Origin of the sequence: Arthrobacter sp. NPDC093139 (genome assembly GCF_044754165.1) — a bacterium.
GTDB lineage: Bacteria > Actinomycetota > Actinomycetes > Actinomycetales > Micrococcaceae > Arthrobacter.
Genome location: NZ_JBIVOO010000006.1, coordinates 149397 through 167343, shown reverse-complemented (window position 1 = coordinate 167343; position 17947 = coordinate 149397). Strand labels below are relative to the sequence as shown.

The window sequence follows — 17947 nt, the reverse complement described above, 5'->3', positions numbered from 1 at the left end:
AGGTGCGCGGCGAAGCTGCCGATGCCTAAGCCCGCGCCAAAAAATGGCAGAATGTAAGCAGTATTGATCCTGAGGAGATTCACATGAGCAAAGCCACAGTTTCCGGCACCCAGCCAGCGGCCGGAAAGACCGGAAAGACCCACCACGGCATCGATCACAGCATCGACCTGGGCCACGGCAACAGCCCGGCCGCATGGACCTGCGTCATCGTCATGCTGATCGGTGCCCTCATCGCCTCCATCGCGTTTGTCATCGCCAGCTCCCCGATCTTCTGGGCGGGCATCGCGGTCATGTTCGTCGGCCTCCTCGCCGGCTACATCATGCGCAAGGCGGGTTACGGCGTGGGCGGCAGCAAGATTAAGAACACCGGCCACTGACCGTGACGGTTCTCGATGACATCAATGCCGGTGTCAGGGAGGACATGGAGGCCCGCAAGCGCCTTGTGTCCCTCGCGGAACTGAAGGACCGCGCCCTGGCGGCCGCTCCGGCGCGCGACGCCTGGGCAGCCCTGGGCGGTCCGTCCGCAACCCGCGACCAGCTCAAGGTCATCGCGGAAATCAAGCGCCGCAGCCCCTCCAAGGGCGACCTCGCGAGCATCGTGGACCCGGCGTCGCTGGCGGAACAGTATGCCGACGGCGGTGCCGCCGTGATCAGCGTGCTCACCGAACAGCGCCGCTTCAATGGCTCCCTCGCGGACCTGGACGCGGTCCGCGCCCGCGTGGACGTCCCGCTGCTCCGCAAGGACTTCACGCTTGACGAGTACCAGATCTGGGAAGCCCGTGCCCACGGCGCCGACCTCATCCTGCTGATCGTGGCGGCCCTGTCCGACCAGCAGCTGCGCGAGTTCAGCGCCCTCAGCAGCGAGCTCGGCATGAACGTCCTGGTGGAAACGCACACGCCGGAGGAAGTTGAACGGGCCGTGGCGGCAGATGCCCGCATCATCGGCGTCAACGTACGCAACCTCAAGACGCTCGACGTCGACCGGTCTGTTTTCGGCAGCCTGGCCGGAAGCATTCCGGCCGGGGCCGTCGTGGTGGCCGAGTCGGGCGTCCGGAATGCCGACGACGTCACACACTTCGCGGCGCACGGCGCCAACGCCATCCTCGTGGGAGAGGCGCTGGTCAGCGACGCTACGCCGCGTGAACGAATTGCGGAGTTCACCGCAGCCGGCGCAGCGGCGATCGCTGCCCGCGTCTGAACCCCGCCTAAAACCACGGCGCCATCCCGCAGCTGCCACAGGCAGTTGCGGACGGGATGCCGCCTGACATCAATCAGTGAAAAGTGAACAGGATGGTGAGACTGATGGCCGAAGCGCCGACAGCCGGCTCTGATGAAGGCTCGGTGGATGCGTTCCTGCAGGGAGGCACATCGCTGCGTCACGCCCCGGGACCCTACTTCGGCTCGTACGGCGGCCGATGGATGCCCGAGTCTCTGATCGCTGCCCTGGACGAGCTTGAGGACACCTTCGAGAAGGCCAAGGCCGACCCCGAATTCACCGCCCAGATCGCCGAGCTGAACAAAAACTACTCCGGCCGGCCCTCGCTCCTGACCGAAGCGAAGCGGTTCGCCGAGCATGCCGGCGGGGTGCGGATCTTCCTTAAGCGCGAAGACCTGAACCACACCGGCTCGCACAAGATCAACAACGTGCTGGGCCAGGCGCTCCTCGCCAAGCGCATGGGCAAGACCCGCGTCATTGCCGAGACCGGTGCCGGCCAGCACGGCGTGGCCAGCGCTACTGCCGCTGCACTGCTAGGCCTCGAGTGCGTGGTGTACATGGGCGCCGAGGACTGCCGCCGCCAGGCCCTGAACGTGGCCCGGATGGAGCTCCTCGGGGCCACCGTCGTACCCGTGACCAACGGTTCGCAGACCCTCAAGGACGCCATCAACGAGGCCCTCCGCGACTGGGTGGCGAACGTCGGACATACCCACTACCTGCTGGGAACGGCTGCCGGCGCACACCCCTTCCCGGCGATGGTCCGCTACTTCCACGAGGTCATCGGCGAAGAGGCCCGCGCGCAGATCCTTGAGCAGGCCGGCCGCCTGCCGGATGCCGTCTGCGCATGCATTGGCGGAGGCTCCAACGCCATCGGCATCTTCCACGGCTTCCTGGATGACCCTTCGGTCAAGATCTACGGCTTCGAGGCAGGCGGCGACGGTGTGGACACAGGCCGGCACGCAGCCACCATCACGCTCGGCAAGCCCGGCGTACTGCACGGCGCCCGGTCGTACCTCATGCAGGATGACGACGGGCAGACGATCGAGTCCCACTCCATCTCCGCAGGCCTGGACTACCCGGGAGTCGGACCGGAGCACTCCTACCTCGCGGACATTGGACGGGTCAGCTATGAGCCCATCACCGACAGTGAAGCCATGGACGCCTTCCGGCTTCTCTGCCGCACCGAGGGCATCATTCCCGCGATCGAGTCCTCCCACGCGCTGGCAGGTGCCATCAAGGTGGGCCAGCGGCTGGCTGCAGAAAGCGGAACCGGAGAAGCGAGCGACAAGATCGTGATCGTGAACCTGTCCGGCCGGGGCGATAAGGACGTGGCAACAGCAGCCGAATGGTTCGACCTCCTGGACAAGAATTCCGCAGAGGCAACCATCGGCAAGGAAGGGGAACAGCTGTGAGCACTGCGCAGATGACCAGCAAATCCGCAATCGCCATCGACAAGGCCCGCGCAGAAGGACGGGCGGCCCTTATCGGCTACCTGCCCGCCGGCTTTCCCACCGTCGAGGAGACCATCGCGGCAGGCATTGCCCTGGCCCGCAACGGCGCCGACCTCATTGAGATCGGCATTCCCTACTCCGATCCAGTGATGGACGGCCCGGTGATCCAGGCCGCCACCACCGAGGCGCTGGCCAAGGGCTTCGCCGTCCGCCAGGTCTTCGACGTGGTCGCGGGCATCACGGCCGAAACCGACGCCGCCGTCCTGGTCATGACCTACTGGAACCCGGTGGTCCGGATGGGCGTGGAGGAATTCTCCCGCCGCCTGGCCGAAGCCGGGGGAGCGGGGCTCATCACGCCGGACCTCATTCCGGACGAGGCCGCGGAGTGGATGGAAGCCTCCGACAAGTACGGCCTGGACCGTGTGTTCCTCGTCGCGCCGTCCTCCTCGACCGAACGCATGCGGCGCACGGTCGAAGCCAGCCGGGGCTTCGTTTACGCAGTCTCCATCATGGGGGTCACAGGTGCCCGGTCCTCGGTCAGCGCCGCGGCCGAGGGAGTCGTGGCTGCGGCCAAGGAAGCCGGCGCAGAACGCGTGTGCGTGGGCCTCGGGGTATCGAACGCGGAGCACGTCGCGGAAATCGCCGCCTATGCCGACGGCGTGATCGTGGGAACGGCCCTCGTCGCCGCCATCCGCGATGGCGGCGCGGACGCCGTGGCCAGCCTCACCAGAGACCTCAGCACCGGACTGACCAGGAAGTAGCCCTCCATCATGCAGATGTTCCACTCCGCGGCCGCCCTGCTACCGGCAAACATTGTTCCGGCGAACATGATCCCGGCCAGCATTCCGAGCCCGGACTGGTCCGGCTTCGACATTCCGCTGCCGTGGGGCTCACTGCGCATCCATGCCTACGCCCTGTGCATCCTCGCGGGCATCATCGTCGGCCTCTGGCTGACGTCAGTGCGGTGGGCGAGGCGCGGGGCTCCAGAGGGCAGCGTGTGGGACATCGCCATTTGGGCCATACCGTTCGGCATCATCGGCGGCCGGCTCTACCACGTGTTTTCGTCCCCGGACGCCTACTTCGGCCCGGGGTTCGACGGCACGGGCGACCTCTCCCTAATCCCGCAGATCCAGCGCGGCGGCCTCGGAATCTGGGGCGCTGTTGTGCTGGGTGCTTTCGGTGCCTGGATCGGCTGCCGCCGGGCCGGCGTGAAGCTGACGGCCTTCCTGGACGCCGCGGCGCCGGGACTGCTTCTCGCGCAGGCCGTGGGCCGGTGGGGCAACTACTTCAACCAGGAGCTTTTCGGCGGCCCCACCACCCTGCCGTGGGGCCTTCAGGTGGACGCGGACAACGCGAACTTCCCGTCGGGTTACGCCGCTGACACGCTGTTCCACCCCACATTCCTTTATGAGTCGCTGTGGAACATCGCGGGCGTGCTTATTCTGCTGGCATTGGACCGGCGCTTCCACTTCCGCCGCGGCCGGCTCTTCTGGCTGTACGCCATGTATTACACACTGGGCCGCGTATGGATCGAAGCCATGCGGATTGACGACGCCGAACAGATCAGCCTCTTCGGCATCACCACACGGCTCAACGTCTGGACCAGCATCTTCGTGTTCGTCGCCGCGCTGGCAGTGTTCATCGTGCTGGGGCTGCGCAAGAAGGCGGATGACGAGAACGTCTACCTTCCCGGCCGCGAGCCCGCCGCTGCACATGCCGCTGAGGAGGCAGCCGCTGACACGGCCGGTAACAAAGCTGCCGTGGACGCGGCCGCGGACGAAGCCGCCGTCGAACCGGCCGGCAACGAATCCGCCGTCGGGACGGCTGCGGTAGCCGAGAAAACGGACGACGTCGGGAGCTCGCCAGAGCAGGCAGGGAAGCCGGCAAGCGGCCGCCGCTCCGCCGTCGATCCCGTCCGTGATCCGGACCCGGCTGTCTCAGATAGTGAATGGCATGGTAATCTCCCTAATAACAAAAACGGTCCAGGCCACTCTTCTGCCCCAACGGAAGCAGTGCCGGCGCCAAGTCGCGGCGACACGTCCGCCACGGATTCGCCGGACACCGGAAAATCCGGTGCAACAGCAACCGGAGCCGTGCCGAAAGCTGACGGCACCCGCTAGTTCAGCACAGGCAACCAGGGCAGCCAGAGCTACCGCTTGGAGCGCCCAAGACCACAACGTCGTGGTATCAGGGCCCTGCCGGTCAGCACAGAGCTGCCAGCCGGTCAAGCCCGGGCCGGGAGCCTGCGTAACTGTTAGTCCTGCAGTCCTCTCTGCCCTACAATTTCCAGTAAATTAACACTTTGTTGTGCCCATCACACCGGCGCTCTGAGTGGGGCCAACGTTGTCCCTTCCATACGCACGATCAGGAGGAAGGACGTCTCCCATGACCCAAACTCTTCACAGCCCCAGCTGGTCTGAACCGAACCAGCCAGACGCCGCCATGTCGCCGTTCAAGCGATTCGCGGCGCTCCCGGAGGCGTCCGGGCTCTACAACCCGGAGCAGGAGAAGGACGCCTGCGGTCTTGCGATCATCGCCACGCTGCGCGGGGAACCCGGCTACGACATCGTTGACGCCGCGCTGACGGCCCTGCGCAACCTTGAGCACCGCGGAGCTGTGGGCGCAGATGAGGGAACGGGCGACGGCGCCGGACTGCTGATGCAGGTGCCGGACGAGTTCTTCCGGGCCGTCACCGAATTCGAACTCCCGGCACCCGGGCAGTACGTCGTGGGCACCGCCTTCCTCCCCGCAGAGCACCGCGAAGCCGGCGCCGCCAAAGCAGGCATCGAAGGCCTCGCTGCCGACGAGGGTCTCACTGTCCTTGGCTGGCGGGAAGTGCCCGTCGTGGCCGACCTCGTCGGCGCCATGGCCCGCGCCTGCATGCCGTACTTCTCCCAGCCGTTCTTCGCTTCCGCCACCGGGGAACAGCTTGACCGCAACGAACTGGACTCCCGGGCCTGGCGCATCCGCAAGCGTGCCCAGAACAAGTTCGGCGTGTACTTCCCGTCGCTGTCCTCCCGGACCATCGTCTACAAGGGCATGCTGACCACGGCCCAGCTGGAGCCGTTCTACCCGGACCTCTCCGACAAGCGCTTCAAGACCAAGCTGGCGATCGTCCACTCTCGCTTTTCCACCAACACCTTCCCGTCCTGGCCGCTGGCCCAGCCGTTCCGCACCATCGCCCACAATGGTGAGATCAACACCGTAAAGGGCAACCGGAACTGGATGCGCGCCCGCCAGTCGCAGCTGGCCAACCCGCTGCTCGGTGATTCCCCGGAGGAGCTTTTCCCGATCTGCACCCCTGGTGCATCGGACTCCGCGTCCTTCGACGAAGTGGCCGAGCTGCTTTGGCTGTCCGGACGCCCCATCACGCATTCGATCATGATGATGATCCCCGAGGCGTGGGAAAACCATGCCACCATGGATCCGGCACGCCGGGCGTTTTACGAGTACCACTCCCTGCTGATGGAGCCGTGGGACGGGCCCGCCGCCGTTTCGTTCACCGACGGCAACCTGGTCGGCGCCACGCTGGACCGCAACGGCCTGCGCCCGGGCCGGTACTGGATCACAGAAGAGGGCCTTGTTGTCTTCGCCTCCGAGGTCGGCGTCATCGACGTCGAAGCCTCCAAGGTGGTCAAGAAGGGCCGTGTTTCCCCCGGCAAGATGTTCCTTGTGGACACCGAAGCCGGCCGGATCATCGACGATGAAGAGGTCAAGGCCGAAGTCGCCGCGGCCAACCCCTGGGCCGAATGGGTCAAGGACAACCTGATCGACCTCAACGACCTGCCGGAGCGCGAGCACGTGGTGCACACGGCAGCGTCCGTGAACATCCGCCAGCGGACGTTCGGCTACACCACCGAAGAGCTCAAGATCCTGCTCGGCCCCATGGCCCGGACCGGCGCCGAGCCGCTGGGCGCCATGGGCTCCGATACTCCGGTGGCGGTGCTGTCCAAGCGCCCTCGCCTGCTGTTCGATTACTTCGTGCAGTCCTTCGCGCAGGTCACCAACCCGCCGCTGGACGCCATCCGCGAAGAGCTGGTCACCTCGCTGACCTGCGCCATCGGTCCCAACGGCAACCTGCTCGACACCAAGCAGGTCCGCCAGCCGCAGGTCTCCCTGCCGTTCCCAGTCATCAACAACGACCAGCTGGCCAAGATCGCCAACATCGAGGACGCTGACGGCAACCGCGTGGCCATGAAAGTCCGCGGCCTGTACCGCCCGGAGGGCGGCGAAAACGCCCTGCGCGCCCGCCTCACCGAGATCTGCGAGCAGGTGTCCGGGGCCATTAACCGCGGAGTGCAGTACGTAGTGCTGTCCGACCGTGACTCCAACGCCCAGTGGGCACCGATTCCTTCGCTGCTGCTGGTCAGCGCCGTGCACCACCACCTGCTGCGCAGCGCCAACCGCACCAAGACGGCGCTCGTGGTCGAAGCGGGCGACGTCCGCGAGACGCACCACGTCGCCGTGCTCGTGGGCTACGGCGCCTCCGCTGTCAACCCGTATCTGGCCATGGAATCCGTGGAGCAGCTCATCGCGGCCGGCGACGTCGTCGGGGTGACCCCGCAGGACGGCGTGTACAACCTCATCAAGGGCCTGGGCAAGGGCGTCCTGAAGATCATGTCCAAGATGGGCATCTCCACGGTGGCCTCGTACACCGGCGCCCAGACCTTCGAAGCGCTTGGCCTGGGCCAGGAGCTCGTGGACGAATTCTTTGCCGGCACGCACTCCCAGCTGGGCGGCGTTGGCCTGGACGTCATCGCGGCCGAGGTTTCCGCCCGGCATCAGATGGCCTACCCCGAGGGCGGCATCGAGCAGCCCCACCGCCCCCTGCTGGGCGGCGGCGAGTACCAGTGGCGCCGCGACGGCGAGCCCCACCTCTTCAACCCGGAGACTGTCTTCCGGCTGCAGCACGCCACGCGTGAGCGCCGCTACGACATCTTCAAGGCTTACACCAAGGGCGTGGATGACCAGTCCGAGAACCTGATGACCCTGCGCGGGCTCCTCAAGTTCAAGGAGGGCCTCCGCCCCGCCGTGCCGCTCGAGGAAGTGGAGCCGGTCTCCAGCATCGTCAAGCGGTTCTCCACGGGCGCCATGAGCTACGGCTCCATCTCCAAGGAAGCCCACGAGACACTTGCCATCGCGATGAACCGGCTGGGCGGCAAGTCCAACACCGGTGAAGGCGGCGAGGACATTGACCGTCTCCTGGATCCCGAGCGCCGCTCTGCCGTCAAGCAGATCGCGTCCGGCCGCTTCGGTGTCACCAGCCTGTACCTGAGCAACGCGGACGATATCCAGATCAAGATGGCCCAGGGCGCCAAGCCCGGCGAAGGCGGCCAGCTGATGGCCCAGAAGGTGTACCCCTGGGTTGCCCGCACACGCCACTCGACCCCCGGCGTCGGACTCATTTCCCCGCCCCCGCACCACGACATCTACTCGATCGAGGACCTCGCGCAGCTTATCTACGATGCGAAGCGCGCCAACCCCTCGGCCCGGGTACACGTTAAGCTCGTCTCCGAGGTGGGCATCGGCACAGTTGCCGCCGGTGTGACAAAGGCGAAGGCCGACGTCGTGCTCGTTTCGGGTCACGACGGCGGAACCGGCGCTTCCCCGCTGAACTCGCTCAAGCACGCCGGTGTCCCGTGGGAGCTGGGTCTCGCAGAGACCCAGCAGACCCTGATGCTCAACGGCCTGCGCGACCGCGTGGTGGTGCAGGTGGACGGCCAGCTCAAGACCGGCCGCGACGTCGTCATCGCCGCGCTGCTCGGCGGCGAGGAATTCGGTTTCGCCACGGCACCGCTGGTGGTGGAAGGCTGCATCATGATGCGCGTCTGCCACCTGGACACCTGCCCGGTCGGTGTGGCCACGCAGAACCCCGAACTGCGGGCCCGCTTCAGCGGCAAGCCCGAATTCGTGGTCAACTTCTTCGAGTTCCTGGCAGAAGAGGTCCGCGAAATCCTTGCGGAACTCGGCTTCCGGAGCATCGAGGAAGCCATTGGACACGCCGAAATGCTGGACACCCGCGAGGCGATCAATCACTGGAAGGCCGAAGGCCTGGACCTCGACCCCATCCTGCACGGTCTGGAGTTCGACGACGACGCGCCGCTGCGCAACCTGACAGGCCAGAACCACGAGCTGGACAAGCACTTCGACCAGCGGCTGATAACGATGGCCGCCGAGGCGCTGACCGACCGCGCACCGGTGAAGATCGCCGTGGACGTCATCAACACGGACCGTTCGGTGGGCACCATGCTGGGCCACGTGGTCACCAAGACCTTCGGCACAGACTTCCTCGCGACGGACACGATCGACGTCACGCTGACCGGCACCGCCGGCCAGTCCTTGGGCGCCTTCCTGCCTGCCGGCATCACGCTGCGCATGTACGGCGATTCCAACGACTACGTGGGCAAGGGCCTGTCCGGCGGACGGATCATCGTCCGTCCGGACCGCACCAATGTGTTCCAGGCCGAGAGCAACGTGATCGCCGGAAACGTGATCGGCTACGGCGCCACGAGCGGCGAGCTGTTCCTGCGCGGCCAGGTGGGCGAACGCTTCCTGGTCCGCAACTCGGGCGCCACGGCGGTTGTCGAAGGTATCGGCGACCACGGCTGCGAATACATGACCGGCGGGCAGACGCTGATCATCGGGCGGACCGGACGCAACTTCGGCGCCGGCATGTCCGGTGGTACGGCCTACGTCCTGGACCTCGACAGCACCCGGGTCAACAAGCAGGCTTTGGAATCCGGTGAGCTTCAGCTCCGCGATTTGGACGCCGAGGACCGTGACATCGTGCATGGCCTCCTCGTCAAGCACGTCGAAGAGACGGACTCCCAGCTGGCCGTGCGCCTGCTCGAGAACTTCGATGACACCGCTGCCCGCATTACCAAGGTGCTGCCGCGCGACTATGCGGCTGTGCTGCAAACCCGTCTCGACGCCATCGAAGAGGGCCTGGACCCCGACGGCGAAGAAGTTTGGTCTCGAATCCTGGAGGTGACCGGTGGCTGACCCACGCGGATTTCTGAAAGTACGCCAGCGTGAAACCCAGCCACGCCGCCCCGTTCCCGTTCGCATCATGGACTGGAAGGAAGTCTACGAGGCCCAGGAAAAGGGTGTCCTCAAGAGCCAGGCCGGCCGCTGCATGGACTGCGGTATTCCGTTCTGCCACCAGGGCTGCCCGCTCGGGAACCTGATTCCCGAGTGGAACGATCTCATGTGGCGCGACAAGGGCGAGGAAGCGATTGAGCGGCTGCACGCCACCAACAACTTCCCTGAATTCACCGGCCGGCTGTGCCCGGCCCCCTGTGAGGCGTCCTGCGTGCTGGGCATCAACCAGCCTGCCGTGACGATCAAGCAGGTCGAAGTCTCCATCATCGACGAGGCCTTCGACAACGGCTGGGTCAACCCGCTGCCCCCGGCGCGCCTGACCGGCAAGACGGTCGCCGTCGTCGGTTCCGGCCCGGCCGGCCTTGCCGTCGCCCAGCAGCTGACCCGTGTGGGCCACACGGTCGCCGTGTATGAACGCGACGACAAGATCGGCGGCCTGCTGCGGTACGGCATTCCCGACTTCAAGATGGAGAAAGAGCAGGTGGACCGCCGGCTCGAGCAGATGAAGGCCGAGGGCACACGCTTCCGCACCGGCGTCGCCGTCGGCACAGACGTGACGTGGGAGCAGCTGCGCCGCCGGTACGACGCGGTGGTCATCGCCACAGGCGCCACCGTTCCGCGCGACCTGAAGATCCCGGGACGCGAGCTCGACGGCGTCCACTTCGCGATGGACTACCTCGTTCCGGCCAACCGTGTGGTGGCGGGGGAGCAGGTCGAAAACCAGATCCACGCCAAGGGCAAGCACGTCGTGATCCTCGGCGGCGGCGACACCGGTGCCGACTGCCTCGGCACGGCGCACCGCCATGGTGCCGCCTCGGTGACCACTCTGGCTATCGGCAAGCAGCCTCCGGCGGAGCGCGCCGGCCACCAGCCGTGGCCGACCTTCCCGACGCTCTTCGAGATGGCCAGCGCCCACGAAGAAGGCGGTGTCCGCACCTACCTCGCCTCCACAGTGGAGTTCGTCGGCGAAAACGGCAAGCTGACCGGCGTCAAGGTTGCCGAAACCGAGTTCGTTGACGGCAAGCGGCTCCCCAAGGCCGGCACCGAGCGGATCATCCCCGCCGACCTGGTGTTCCTGTCCCTGGGGTTCACCGGCGCCGAGCCCGCCGGCATCACCGAACAGGTCCACGCCGAATTCGACGGACGCGGCAACGTGTCCCGCGACGGCTACTACATGACCAACACCGAGGGCGTGTTCGTGGCCGGCGACGCCGGACGCGGCCAGTCCCTGATCGTATGGGCCATTGCCGAAGGACGCGCCGCAGCCGCGGCTGTGGACAAGTACCTCATGGGGAGCACGATTCTGCCCGCTCCCGTTGCACCGACGGACCGCGCCATCGCCGTCCTCTAGTTATGCCTCGGAGGGGAACGTTCACCTCCACGACAACTTAACCAACGCAAGAGACCAATAGGGTAGGTATATGAGACGCGCAAAAATTGTGGCCACCTTCGGACCGGCCATTGCCAGCTATGAGAACACCCTCGCGGTGCTCGAAGCCGGCGTTGACGTAGCCCGAATGAACATGAGCCACGGCGATTACTCCGTGCACGACAACACCTATGAGAACGTCCGTAAGGCAGCTTCGGACCTGAGCAAGGCCGTGGCCATCATGGCCGACCTCCAGGGCCCGAAGATTCGCCTCGGCCGTTTTGTGGACGGCCCGCACGAACTCGCCGTCGGTGACATCTTCACGATCACCACCGAAGACGTGCCCGGCACCAAGGAGATCTGCTCCACCACGCTGAAGAGCCTCACCGAGGACGTCAACGTGGGCGACGCACTCCTGATCGACGACGGCAAGGTTGCACTGCGCGCCATCGAGGTGGACGACGTCAAGGTTGTCGCCGAAGTGACTGTTGGTGGCATGGTGTCCAACAACAAGGGCATCAACCTTCCCGGCGTCGCCGTGAACGTCCCCGCCCTGAGCGAGAAGGATGAGGACGACCTCCGCTGGGCCATCCGCCGCGGCGTCGACCTCGTTGCGCTCTCCTTCGTCCGTGACGCCACCGACATCAAGCGCGTCCACGAGATCATGGACGAAGAAGGCCGCCGCGTTCCGGTGATCGCCAAGATCGAGAAGCCGCAGGCCGTGGACCAGCTCCACGAAATCATCGACGCGTTCGACGCCATCATGGTGGCCCGTGGCGACCTCGGTGTGGAGCTTCCGCTGGAGGAAGTGCCGATCGTGCAGAAGCGTGCCATCGAACTGGCGCGCCGCTGGGCCAAGCCCGTGATCGTGGCCACCCAGGTTCTTGAGTCGATGATCGACAACCCGCGGCCCACCCGCGCGGAGGCTTCCGACTGCGCCAACGCCGTGCTCGACGGCGCCGATGCAGTGATGCTCTCCGGCGAGACCAGCGTCGGCAAGTACCCGATCGAAACGGTCAAGGTTATGGCCCGGATCATCGAGTCCACCGAAGAGCACGGCCTGGAGCGCGTTCCCCCGCTGGGCACCAAGCCCAAGACCCGCGGTGGCGCCATCACGCGTGCCGCCGTCGAAATTGCCGACCAGCTGGACGCCAAGTACATCTGTACGTTCACGCAGTCCGGCGACTCCGCGCGCCGTCTGTCCCGCCTCCGCCCGATCAAGCCGGTCTTCGCGTTCACTCCGGTGGAGCAGGTGTGGAACCAGCTGGCACTGACCTGGGGCATCCAGCCCCAGCTCGTCGACATGGTGGGCCACACGGATGAAATGACGGCCCAGGTGGACCGCAGCCTGCTGGACATGGGGCTCGTGGAAGATGGCGACCTGGTGGTCATCGCAGCCGGTTCCCCTCCCGGAAAGGCCGGTTCGACCAACTCCCTGAAGGTCCACAAGGTGGGCGACCTCGCCGACACCGCGCGCATGGGCGAGGGCACCCGCGAAAAGCTCGGCCCGTGGCCGGAAAAGAAGAAGAAGAGCTAAGCCGCAGCCGCTGCTGAGCAGCTGAAGCGACAAAGGGAGGGTCCCCTCGCGTGTGAACGCGGTGGGGACCCTCCCTTTCGTGTTTGCTGTAGTGCTGAAAAAAGAGGAGGATCCCCCGCCAGTTCACCGGCGGGGGATCCTCCTCTTTTTTCTTGAGTTAGTTGACCTGGTTGATGATGGTCTCGGCGACTTCGCGCATGCTCAGGCGGCGGTCCATGGAGGTCTTCTGGATCCAGCGAAAGGCTTCCGGTTCCGTGAGGCCCATCTTGGTGGTCAGCAGGCTCTTGGCGCGCTCCACGAGCTTGCGGGTGGCGAACTGCTCCTGCAGGTCGGTGACCTCGCTCTCGAGGGCCTTGATTTCCTCGTGGCGGGAGAGGGCGATCTCCAGGGCGGGGATGAGGTCTGCCGGGGTGAAGGGTTTGACGACGTACGCCATGGCGCCGGCGTCGCGGGCGCGCTCCACGAGTTCCTTCTGGCTGAAAGCGGTCAGGAGGACCACGGGGGCGATGCGTGCCTTGACGATCTTCTCGGCGGCGGAGATGCCGTCCATGACGGGCATCTTGACGTCCATGAGGACGAGGTCGGGCTTGAGCTCCTCGGCCAGCTGCACGGCCTTCTCGCCGTTGTCTGCTTCGCCGATAACGTCGTAGCCTTCGCCGCGCAGGATTTCGATGATGTCCAGGCGGATGAGGGTTTCGTCTTCAGCCACAATGACGCGGCGCGCCGGCTGGGACGTGGTGTTTGACTCCGTCGGTTCTGACACGGGATCTCCTTGAAAAGGTACGGCGGGACTATGACTATCTTAGTTGGGACCCGCGGCTGTACTTGGATCTACATGGCTTGGTGCGGCGGCGCTGGCGCGATTCTGGACTTTAGCCTATCTGCATGTAGAGTAATTCCGCGCACTGGAAGTGGCTGCGTTGCTCACAATCACCCTGTGGGCCTACGATTGTTACTCCGTGTACTCCGCGCCCGAGTGGCGGAATTGGCAGACGCGCCGCACTCAAAATGCGGTATCGAAAGGTGTGTGGGTTCGAGTCCCACCTCGGGCACAGTGTTTCCGCAGGTCAGAGGCCTAATGGCCAAAGGAGTGTGGACAAAACCACCAAAAGTGTGGACAGCGGCGTACCGTTTTTTGTGTGGCCAGCATTCGCAAACGCAAGAAGAAGGACGGTTCAACCTCCTTCATGGTGTGCTGGCGGGACTCAAAGACTCACTCGGAGCAGGGTCTCACCGTTGCCACTCTCGTCGAAGCTGAGACCCTGAAGCGTCTCTTGGACGCCAACGGCCAGTCCTTCGAAATTGCCCAGCACGCAATTCTGACGAATGCGAAGCGGACGCCTACTGTGGCTGAAGTTATCCAGGAGCACATCGATCTCCTGATCCGGCCATCAAGTGGAACCACCAAGACGTATCAGACCATGCTGGACCGTCACGTGCGGAACGTCATCGGACATATACCGGTGGACAAGCTCGACTATCGGCTGATCGCGCACTGGGTCGAGTCGATGATGGCAAAGGGTCTTGCGCCGAAGACAGTCCATAACGTGCATGGCTTGATTTCGGCAGCGATGAACACTGCAGAGATGCTGGGGTACATTTCGCGGAACCCCTGCCGGGGCGTGCAGCTGCCGCCGATTGAAAAGGCGGAGGACGAGGTCATGTTCCTCACCCATGCCGAGTTCAGCCTCATCATGGAAGGCATGGGGGAGCGGTACAAAGCCTTCACCAACTTCTTGGTCATGACGGGGACGCGTTTTGGGGAAGCCACGGCACTGACCGTGGCGGACGTAGACCTGCTCTCCAAGCCGCCCACCGCGCGGATCAATAAGGCCTGGAAACGGGACGGGCAGTCGCAGTTTTACGTGGGTGCCACGAAGACCGGTGCCGGCAAGCGCACTATCGGCCTCAATCCGGCTGTTGTGGAGTTGCTGATCCCGCTGGTTGCCAGCAAGCCGGGAAAGGAACTTGTGTTCACGACGCCCAAGGGCGGGCGGATCATCCACAAGCTCTACTGGCACCACTACTGGGTTCCTGCTGTTCGCACCGCGCAGGCTATTGGGCTAACGAAGAATCCGAGGATCCACGATCTGCGGCACACCCATGCGTCTTGGCTGATCCAGGACGGCGTGCCTCTGTTCACCATCTCGCGGCGGCTGGGGCACGCCTCTACGAGGACAACTGAGCAGGTATACGGGCATTTGATGCCGGAAGCGCTCCAAGCTGGTGCTGACGCCACTGAGCGATCGGTGACGGCCTTCCAGCGGTGACCTTGCCCGAGTCATGTCGGCGAGCCTTTTTGCTGGCATGAATCTGGAAACCGGTTTTTTCTGATGGAGGTTTCCGTGGACATCGAATTCTTCGAGCCGGCCGAAGCTGCCGCCCTCATGCGCTGCACGGAGTCATGGCTGCGCGACGGCGCGACCAGCGGTCGCTTTCCCCACGCGTGCTGGGGCAAAGGAAAGATCATATTCACTTCTGAGCACATTATGGAAATCGCCAAGCTGAGCGAGATCCTCCCCGGCAGCACAGGTTCTCGGCTCCCCATGAGGCATCAGCCAGCGTCCCAAGAGAGGCTTATTGGGACCCGAGCCAAAGTCAGGCTTGCTACCGCGAATTAGGTCAATCGCCCGAGGGATATCTGGCTGCAGGAAACGGCCCGGGGCCACCCCGCCCAGCGAGTGGGGGGTGGTATGTAACAGGCGCCACAGAATTGGGTGCCGGTTTGGGACAGCATCAAACGCTACCGTGGGAAGCCCCTGACTAAAGAAGGACCATGAAGAATTCCCGCTTTGCCACCAAGTCCCTGGCAGCTGCTACTGCCATCCTGCTGGCTGGCTCCCTTTCCGGTTGTGAAGCTGCTGCCGAGGCCCTTGAAGTCATTGATTCTGCCTCGGACCCGGCTGCCGGTGGGCAGGCCTCCTCACGCGACGCCACCAATGCACTTATGCAACTGGAGGCGATCCCGGTGAAGGGCCGTGCGCCGAAGACAGGCTACTCCCGCGACGAGTTCGGCCCGGCCTGGGCGGACACGGACCGCAACGGCTGCGACACCCGCAATGACATCCTGGCTCGGGACCTTACCGACGAAATTTTCAAGTCCGGCACGAACAATTGCGTCGTCACCAGTGGCACCCTTGCCGATAAGTACACCGGCACCACCATCAGTTTCGTCCGGGGCCAAGACACCAGTACCGCCGTACAGATCGACCACATCGTTCCCCTCAGCGACGCCTGGCAAAAGGGCGCCCAGCAACTCAGTGGTGAACAACGCAAGGAACTGGCCAATGACCCGCTTAACCTCATGGCAACGGACGGCCCAACCAATGGCGCGAAAGGTGATAAGGACGCAGCAACGTGGCTGCCTCCCAACAAAGTGTTTCGATGCGAATACGTCTCCAAGCAGGTCACCGTGAAAGCCAAGTACAAATTATGGATGACCCAGGCCGAGCACTATGCGATCGCAGGTGTGCTGAAATCCTGCCAGTAAGGCACGCCAGGTCTTAGCGAGGCATCCAATTCTTCACTAGAACTAATAGCTGTTTCGAGACACATCCGAAAGTGCAGACGTCTGTGCTACCGATCCCGGTACATAGATCCCGTGGTTCTCTTGGTTGTCGGCCTCTAAGTTTTCCTCTCTGGACATGTCCAGACGCCGGGCGTTCAATGGACGATGAGGCGCCCAATGCGCCGCGGGTGGTTGTGATTGAACAGCCACCCTTGCTGTCCGCTGCAAGAGGGGGCGGTATGGACAAGCAAACAAAGAGTAGATCAGATCCAGCACAGGTTGCGGCGGAAGCTTTTCAAACGCTGCGGCTGCCGAGCCACCTGACTCTGGAGCGGCTCATTGGGATCGTGGCGGCCCGCCGCCGTCGTCGGATCGAGATCGAAGCCACCACGATCCTCAACGGCACAGAAGTATGCGGCTTGTGGCTGTCCACCGATTCTCGGGAAATCATTCTGCACGCGGTCACTGACTCGGTTCTCCACAGGCAGCAGTTCATCCTCCATGAGCTTGGCCATATGATCCTGCGGCATGACGAGGTGGGCATTTCGTCGAAGTACGCGGGTAGCCTCTTCCCAAACCTTGACGGCGAGATGGTGTCGCTTGCCTTGGCGAGGAGCAGCTTCGTAGACGATATGGAGGCCGCGGCTGAGACACTCGCAGATCTTCTCGCCGCAGCAATCCGCGACAGCACCTTGGAACCGAAATCATTCGAGCAGGTTTTCGGGTGATCCAGACAATCGCGGCTTCTGTCATTTGGGTTCTGGTCCTTTGCCTCCTGCTTGGAGTGCGCGCCAGAAAGGACCACAGCATCCTTATCGCTGCAGTGGCGATCGCAACCGCGCTTGCGTTGAATATTGACCCGATATACGTCGCCGGTGATGCAGCGCTTGGCGACCGCAACCTTCTGGATCTCTGCGCGAACATCCTGATGGTCGTTGGAATCTACTTCCTGTCCCAGGCGATCCTCCGGGCGGCGGAGTTCAATGATCCATCCGTCCCCCGGGACCGTCTGGGCCTGACGATTCTGGGGTGTGTCACCGCGGGCCTGATTATTGCGTTCTTCAGCATTCAGGCGCCGGTCTCGTCGACGCGGTTTATGGTCGACTATGGGGATCAGCCTGCTGCCGCCCTTTACTCGGCCATCCAGTTTGTCTACATCGGCATGGTCGTGAGCGTGACGGGTTACGTCTGCTTTAGATTCCGACGGCGGATGGCCAGCTTTCACTTTCGGCTCGCCTTCATCCTCATTGGCATTGGCTGCCTCCTGGCTCTGATAGTTGTGTTCGCGGTATTGGGGATGGATGTCGCGCACCTGCTTGGAGACTTGTCCACAATGGGGAAGCTATCCGTTGTCTACGACGTGAGCTTCGTTGGAGCGATGCTGTTTCTGTGTGTCGGCCTGGCTTTGCCGCCGGTCGCGCGTCGGATTTCTCGCCGCATCGAGCTGAGGACTCGAGAAGGGTTGGTGAAGAGTCTCACCGACATTTGGGAAAGAGCCACCGCCACCCGCAAAGACACCCGCTTGGCCGCTCCTGCCGAAGGCATCGAAAGCAGGGATGTTTCCACCCGAAAACTCCATAGGATGCTCGTTGAGATTCAAGACGCGCTCTTGATGGACCCATCTGCTGCTAAGTTGCTGGATGAAGCTGATCGGCAAACCGTGACCCGGACAGAAAATTTCCTCGCCTCCCACAACGGCGTACAGGAAAGTCGAGTCAGCCCGGCAATTTGGGGGAGGAGGCACGGCATAGGTGACAGATGACGT

14 protein-coding genes and 1 tRNA gene are annotated in these 17947 nt (G+C 64.1%); 14 read left to right on the top strand and 1 reads right to left on the bottom strand.

The features are described from left to right. Positions 1–83 precede the first annotated feature (83 nt). The 8 genes from ACIP90_RS11870 to pyk all read left to right on the top strand — a co-directional run bounded on the left by ACIP90_RS11870 (position 84) and on the right by pyk (position 12674). Positions 84–377 (top strand): HGxxPAAW family protein, encoded by a 294-nt coding sequence (locus ACIP90_RS11870; RefSeq protein ID WP_400579517.1) that lies wholly within the window; start codon positions 84–86, stop codon positions 375–377. 2 nt (positions 378–379) lie between these two features. Beyond that, complete coding sequence (gene trpC, locus ACIP90_RS11865) at positions 380–1198, top strand: indole-3-glycerol phosphate synthase TrpC (protein WP_400579516.1); 819 nt, start codon at positions 380–382, stop codon at positions 1196–1198. Positions 1199–1302: 104 nt separating this feature from the next. Beyond that, complete coding sequence (gene trpB / locus ACIP90_RS11860; protein ID WP_400579608.1) at positions 1303–2628, top strand: tryptophan synthase subunit beta; 1326 nt, start codon at positions 1303–1305, stop codon at positions 2626–2628. 11 nt (positions 2629–2639) lie between these two features. Continuing rightward, positions 2640–3428: a tryptophan synthase subunit alpha gene (trpA, locus tag ACIP90_RS11855; RefSeq protein ID WP_400579607.1), complete on the top strand. Its 789-nt coding sequence runs from the start codon at positions 2640–2642 to the stop codon at positions 3426–3428. 9 nt (positions 3429–3437) lie between these two features. Then, on the top strand, positions 3438–4787 hold the full coding sequence (gene lgt / locus ACIP90_RS11850) for a prolipoprotein diacylglyceryl transferase (protein WP_400579515.1): 1350 nt from the start codon (positions 3438–3440) through the stop codon (positions 4785–4787). Positions 4788–5052: 265 nt separating this feature from the next. Next, complete coding sequence (gltB, locus tag ACIP90_RS11845; protein WP_400579514.1) at positions 5053–9669, top strand: glutamate synthase large subunit; 4617 nt, start codon at positions 5053–5055, stop codon at positions 9667–9669. Then, a complete protein-coding gene (locus ACIP90_RS11840) occupies positions 9662–11119 on the top strand; it encodes a glutamate synthase subunit beta (RefSeq protein ID WP_400579513.1) in 1458 nt (485 codons plus the stop codon). Before gltB ends, ACIP90_RS11840 begins: the two co-directional genes overlap by 8 nt. Positions 11120–11189: 70 nt before the next feature. Then, positions 11190–12674: a pyruvate kinase gene (pyk, locus tag ACIP90_RS11835; protein WP_400579512.1), complete on the top strand. Its 1485-nt coding sequence runs from the start codon at positions 11190–11192 to the stop codon at positions 12672–12674. A gap of 157 nt (positions 12675–12831) precedes the next feature. On the opposite strand, the gene ACIP90_RS11830 is transcribed toward pyk, so the two are convergent. Then, positions 12832–13437 (bottom strand): ANTAR domain-containing response regulator, encoded by a 606-nt coding sequence (locus ACIP90_RS11830; RefSeq protein ID WP_400579511.1) that lies wholly within the window; start codon positions 13435–13437, stop codon positions 12832–12834. A 207-nt stretch (positions 13438–13644) separates the two neighbouring features. On the opposite strand from ACIP90_RS11830, the gene ACIP90_RS11825 reads away from it, so the two are divergent. From ACIP90_RS11825 to ACIP90_RS11800, 6 genes are all read left to right on the top strand, one after another. Beyond that, positions 13645–13726: transfer RNA gene (locus ACIP90_RS11825), tRNA-Leu, on the top strand. An 87-nt stretch (positions 13727–13813) separates the two neighbouring features. Next, positions 13814–14944: a tyrosine-type recombinase/integrase gene (locus ACIP90_RS11820; protein WP_400579510.1), complete on the top strand. Its 1131-nt coding sequence runs from the start codon at positions 13814–13816 to the stop codon at positions 14942–14944. Between the two features lie 75 nt (positions 14945–15019). Next, on the top strand, positions 15020–15295 hold the full coding sequence (locus ACIP90_RS11815) for a hypothetical protein (RefSeq protein ID WP_400579509.1): 276 nt from the start codon (positions 15020–15022) through the stop codon (positions 15293–15295). A 155-nt stretch (positions 15296–15450) separates the two neighbouring features. Continuing rightward, positions 15451–16164, top strand: coding sequence for an HNH endonuclease family protein (locus ACIP90_RS11810; RefSeq protein ID WP_400579508.1), 714 nt, complete (start codon positions 15451–15453; stop codon positions 16162–16164). A gap of 257 nt (positions 16165–16421) precedes the next feature. Then, entirely contained in the window at positions 16422–16910 is a 489-nt protein-coding gene (locus tag ACIP90_RS11805; protein ID WP_400579507.1) for a hypothetical protein, read from the top strand. Then, a complete protein-coding gene (locus tag ACIP90_RS11800) occupies positions 16907–17944 on the top strand; it encodes a hypothetical protein (protein WP_400579506.1) in 1038 nt (345 codons plus the stop codon). Before ACIP90_RS11805 ends, ACIP90_RS11800 begins: the two co-directional genes overlap by 4 nt. Positions 17945–17947: the final 3 nt, after the last annotated feature.

Excerpts from the sequence above, each read along its gene's own strand:
- ACIP90_RS11870 (WP_400579517.1), top strand. The coding sequence starts at position 84 with ATGAGCAAAGCCACAGTTTCCGGCACCCAGCCAGCGGCCGGAAAGACC.
- trpA (WP_400579607.1), top strand. The coding sequence starts at position 2,640 with ATGACCAGCAAATCCGCAATCGCCATCGACAAGGCCCGCGCAGAAGGA.
- ACIP90_RS11805 (WP_400579507.1), top strand. The coding sequence starts at position 16,422 with ATGGACAAGCAAACAAAGAGTAGATCAGATCCAGCACAGGTTGCGGCG.
- trpB (WP_400579608.1), top strand. The coding sequence starts at position 1,303 with ATGGCCGAAGCGCCGACAGCCGGCTCTGATGAAGGCTCGGTGGATGCG.
- ACIP90_RS11810 (WP_400579508.1), top strand. The coding sequence starts at position 15,451 with ATGAAGAATTCCCGCTTTGCCACCAAGTCCCTGGCAGCTGCTACTGCC.
- gltB (WP_400579514.1), top strand. The coding sequence starts at position 5,053 with ATGACCCAAACTCTTCACAGCCCCAGCTGGTCTGAACCGAACCAGCCA.
- lgt (WP_400579515.1), top strand. The coding sequence starts at position 3,438 with ATGCAGATGTTCCACTCCGCGGCCGCCCTGCTACCGGCAAACATTGTT.
- pyk (WP_400579512.1), top strand. The coding sequence starts at position 11,190 with ATGAGACGCGCAAAAATTGTGGCCACCTTCGGACCGGCCATTGCCAGC.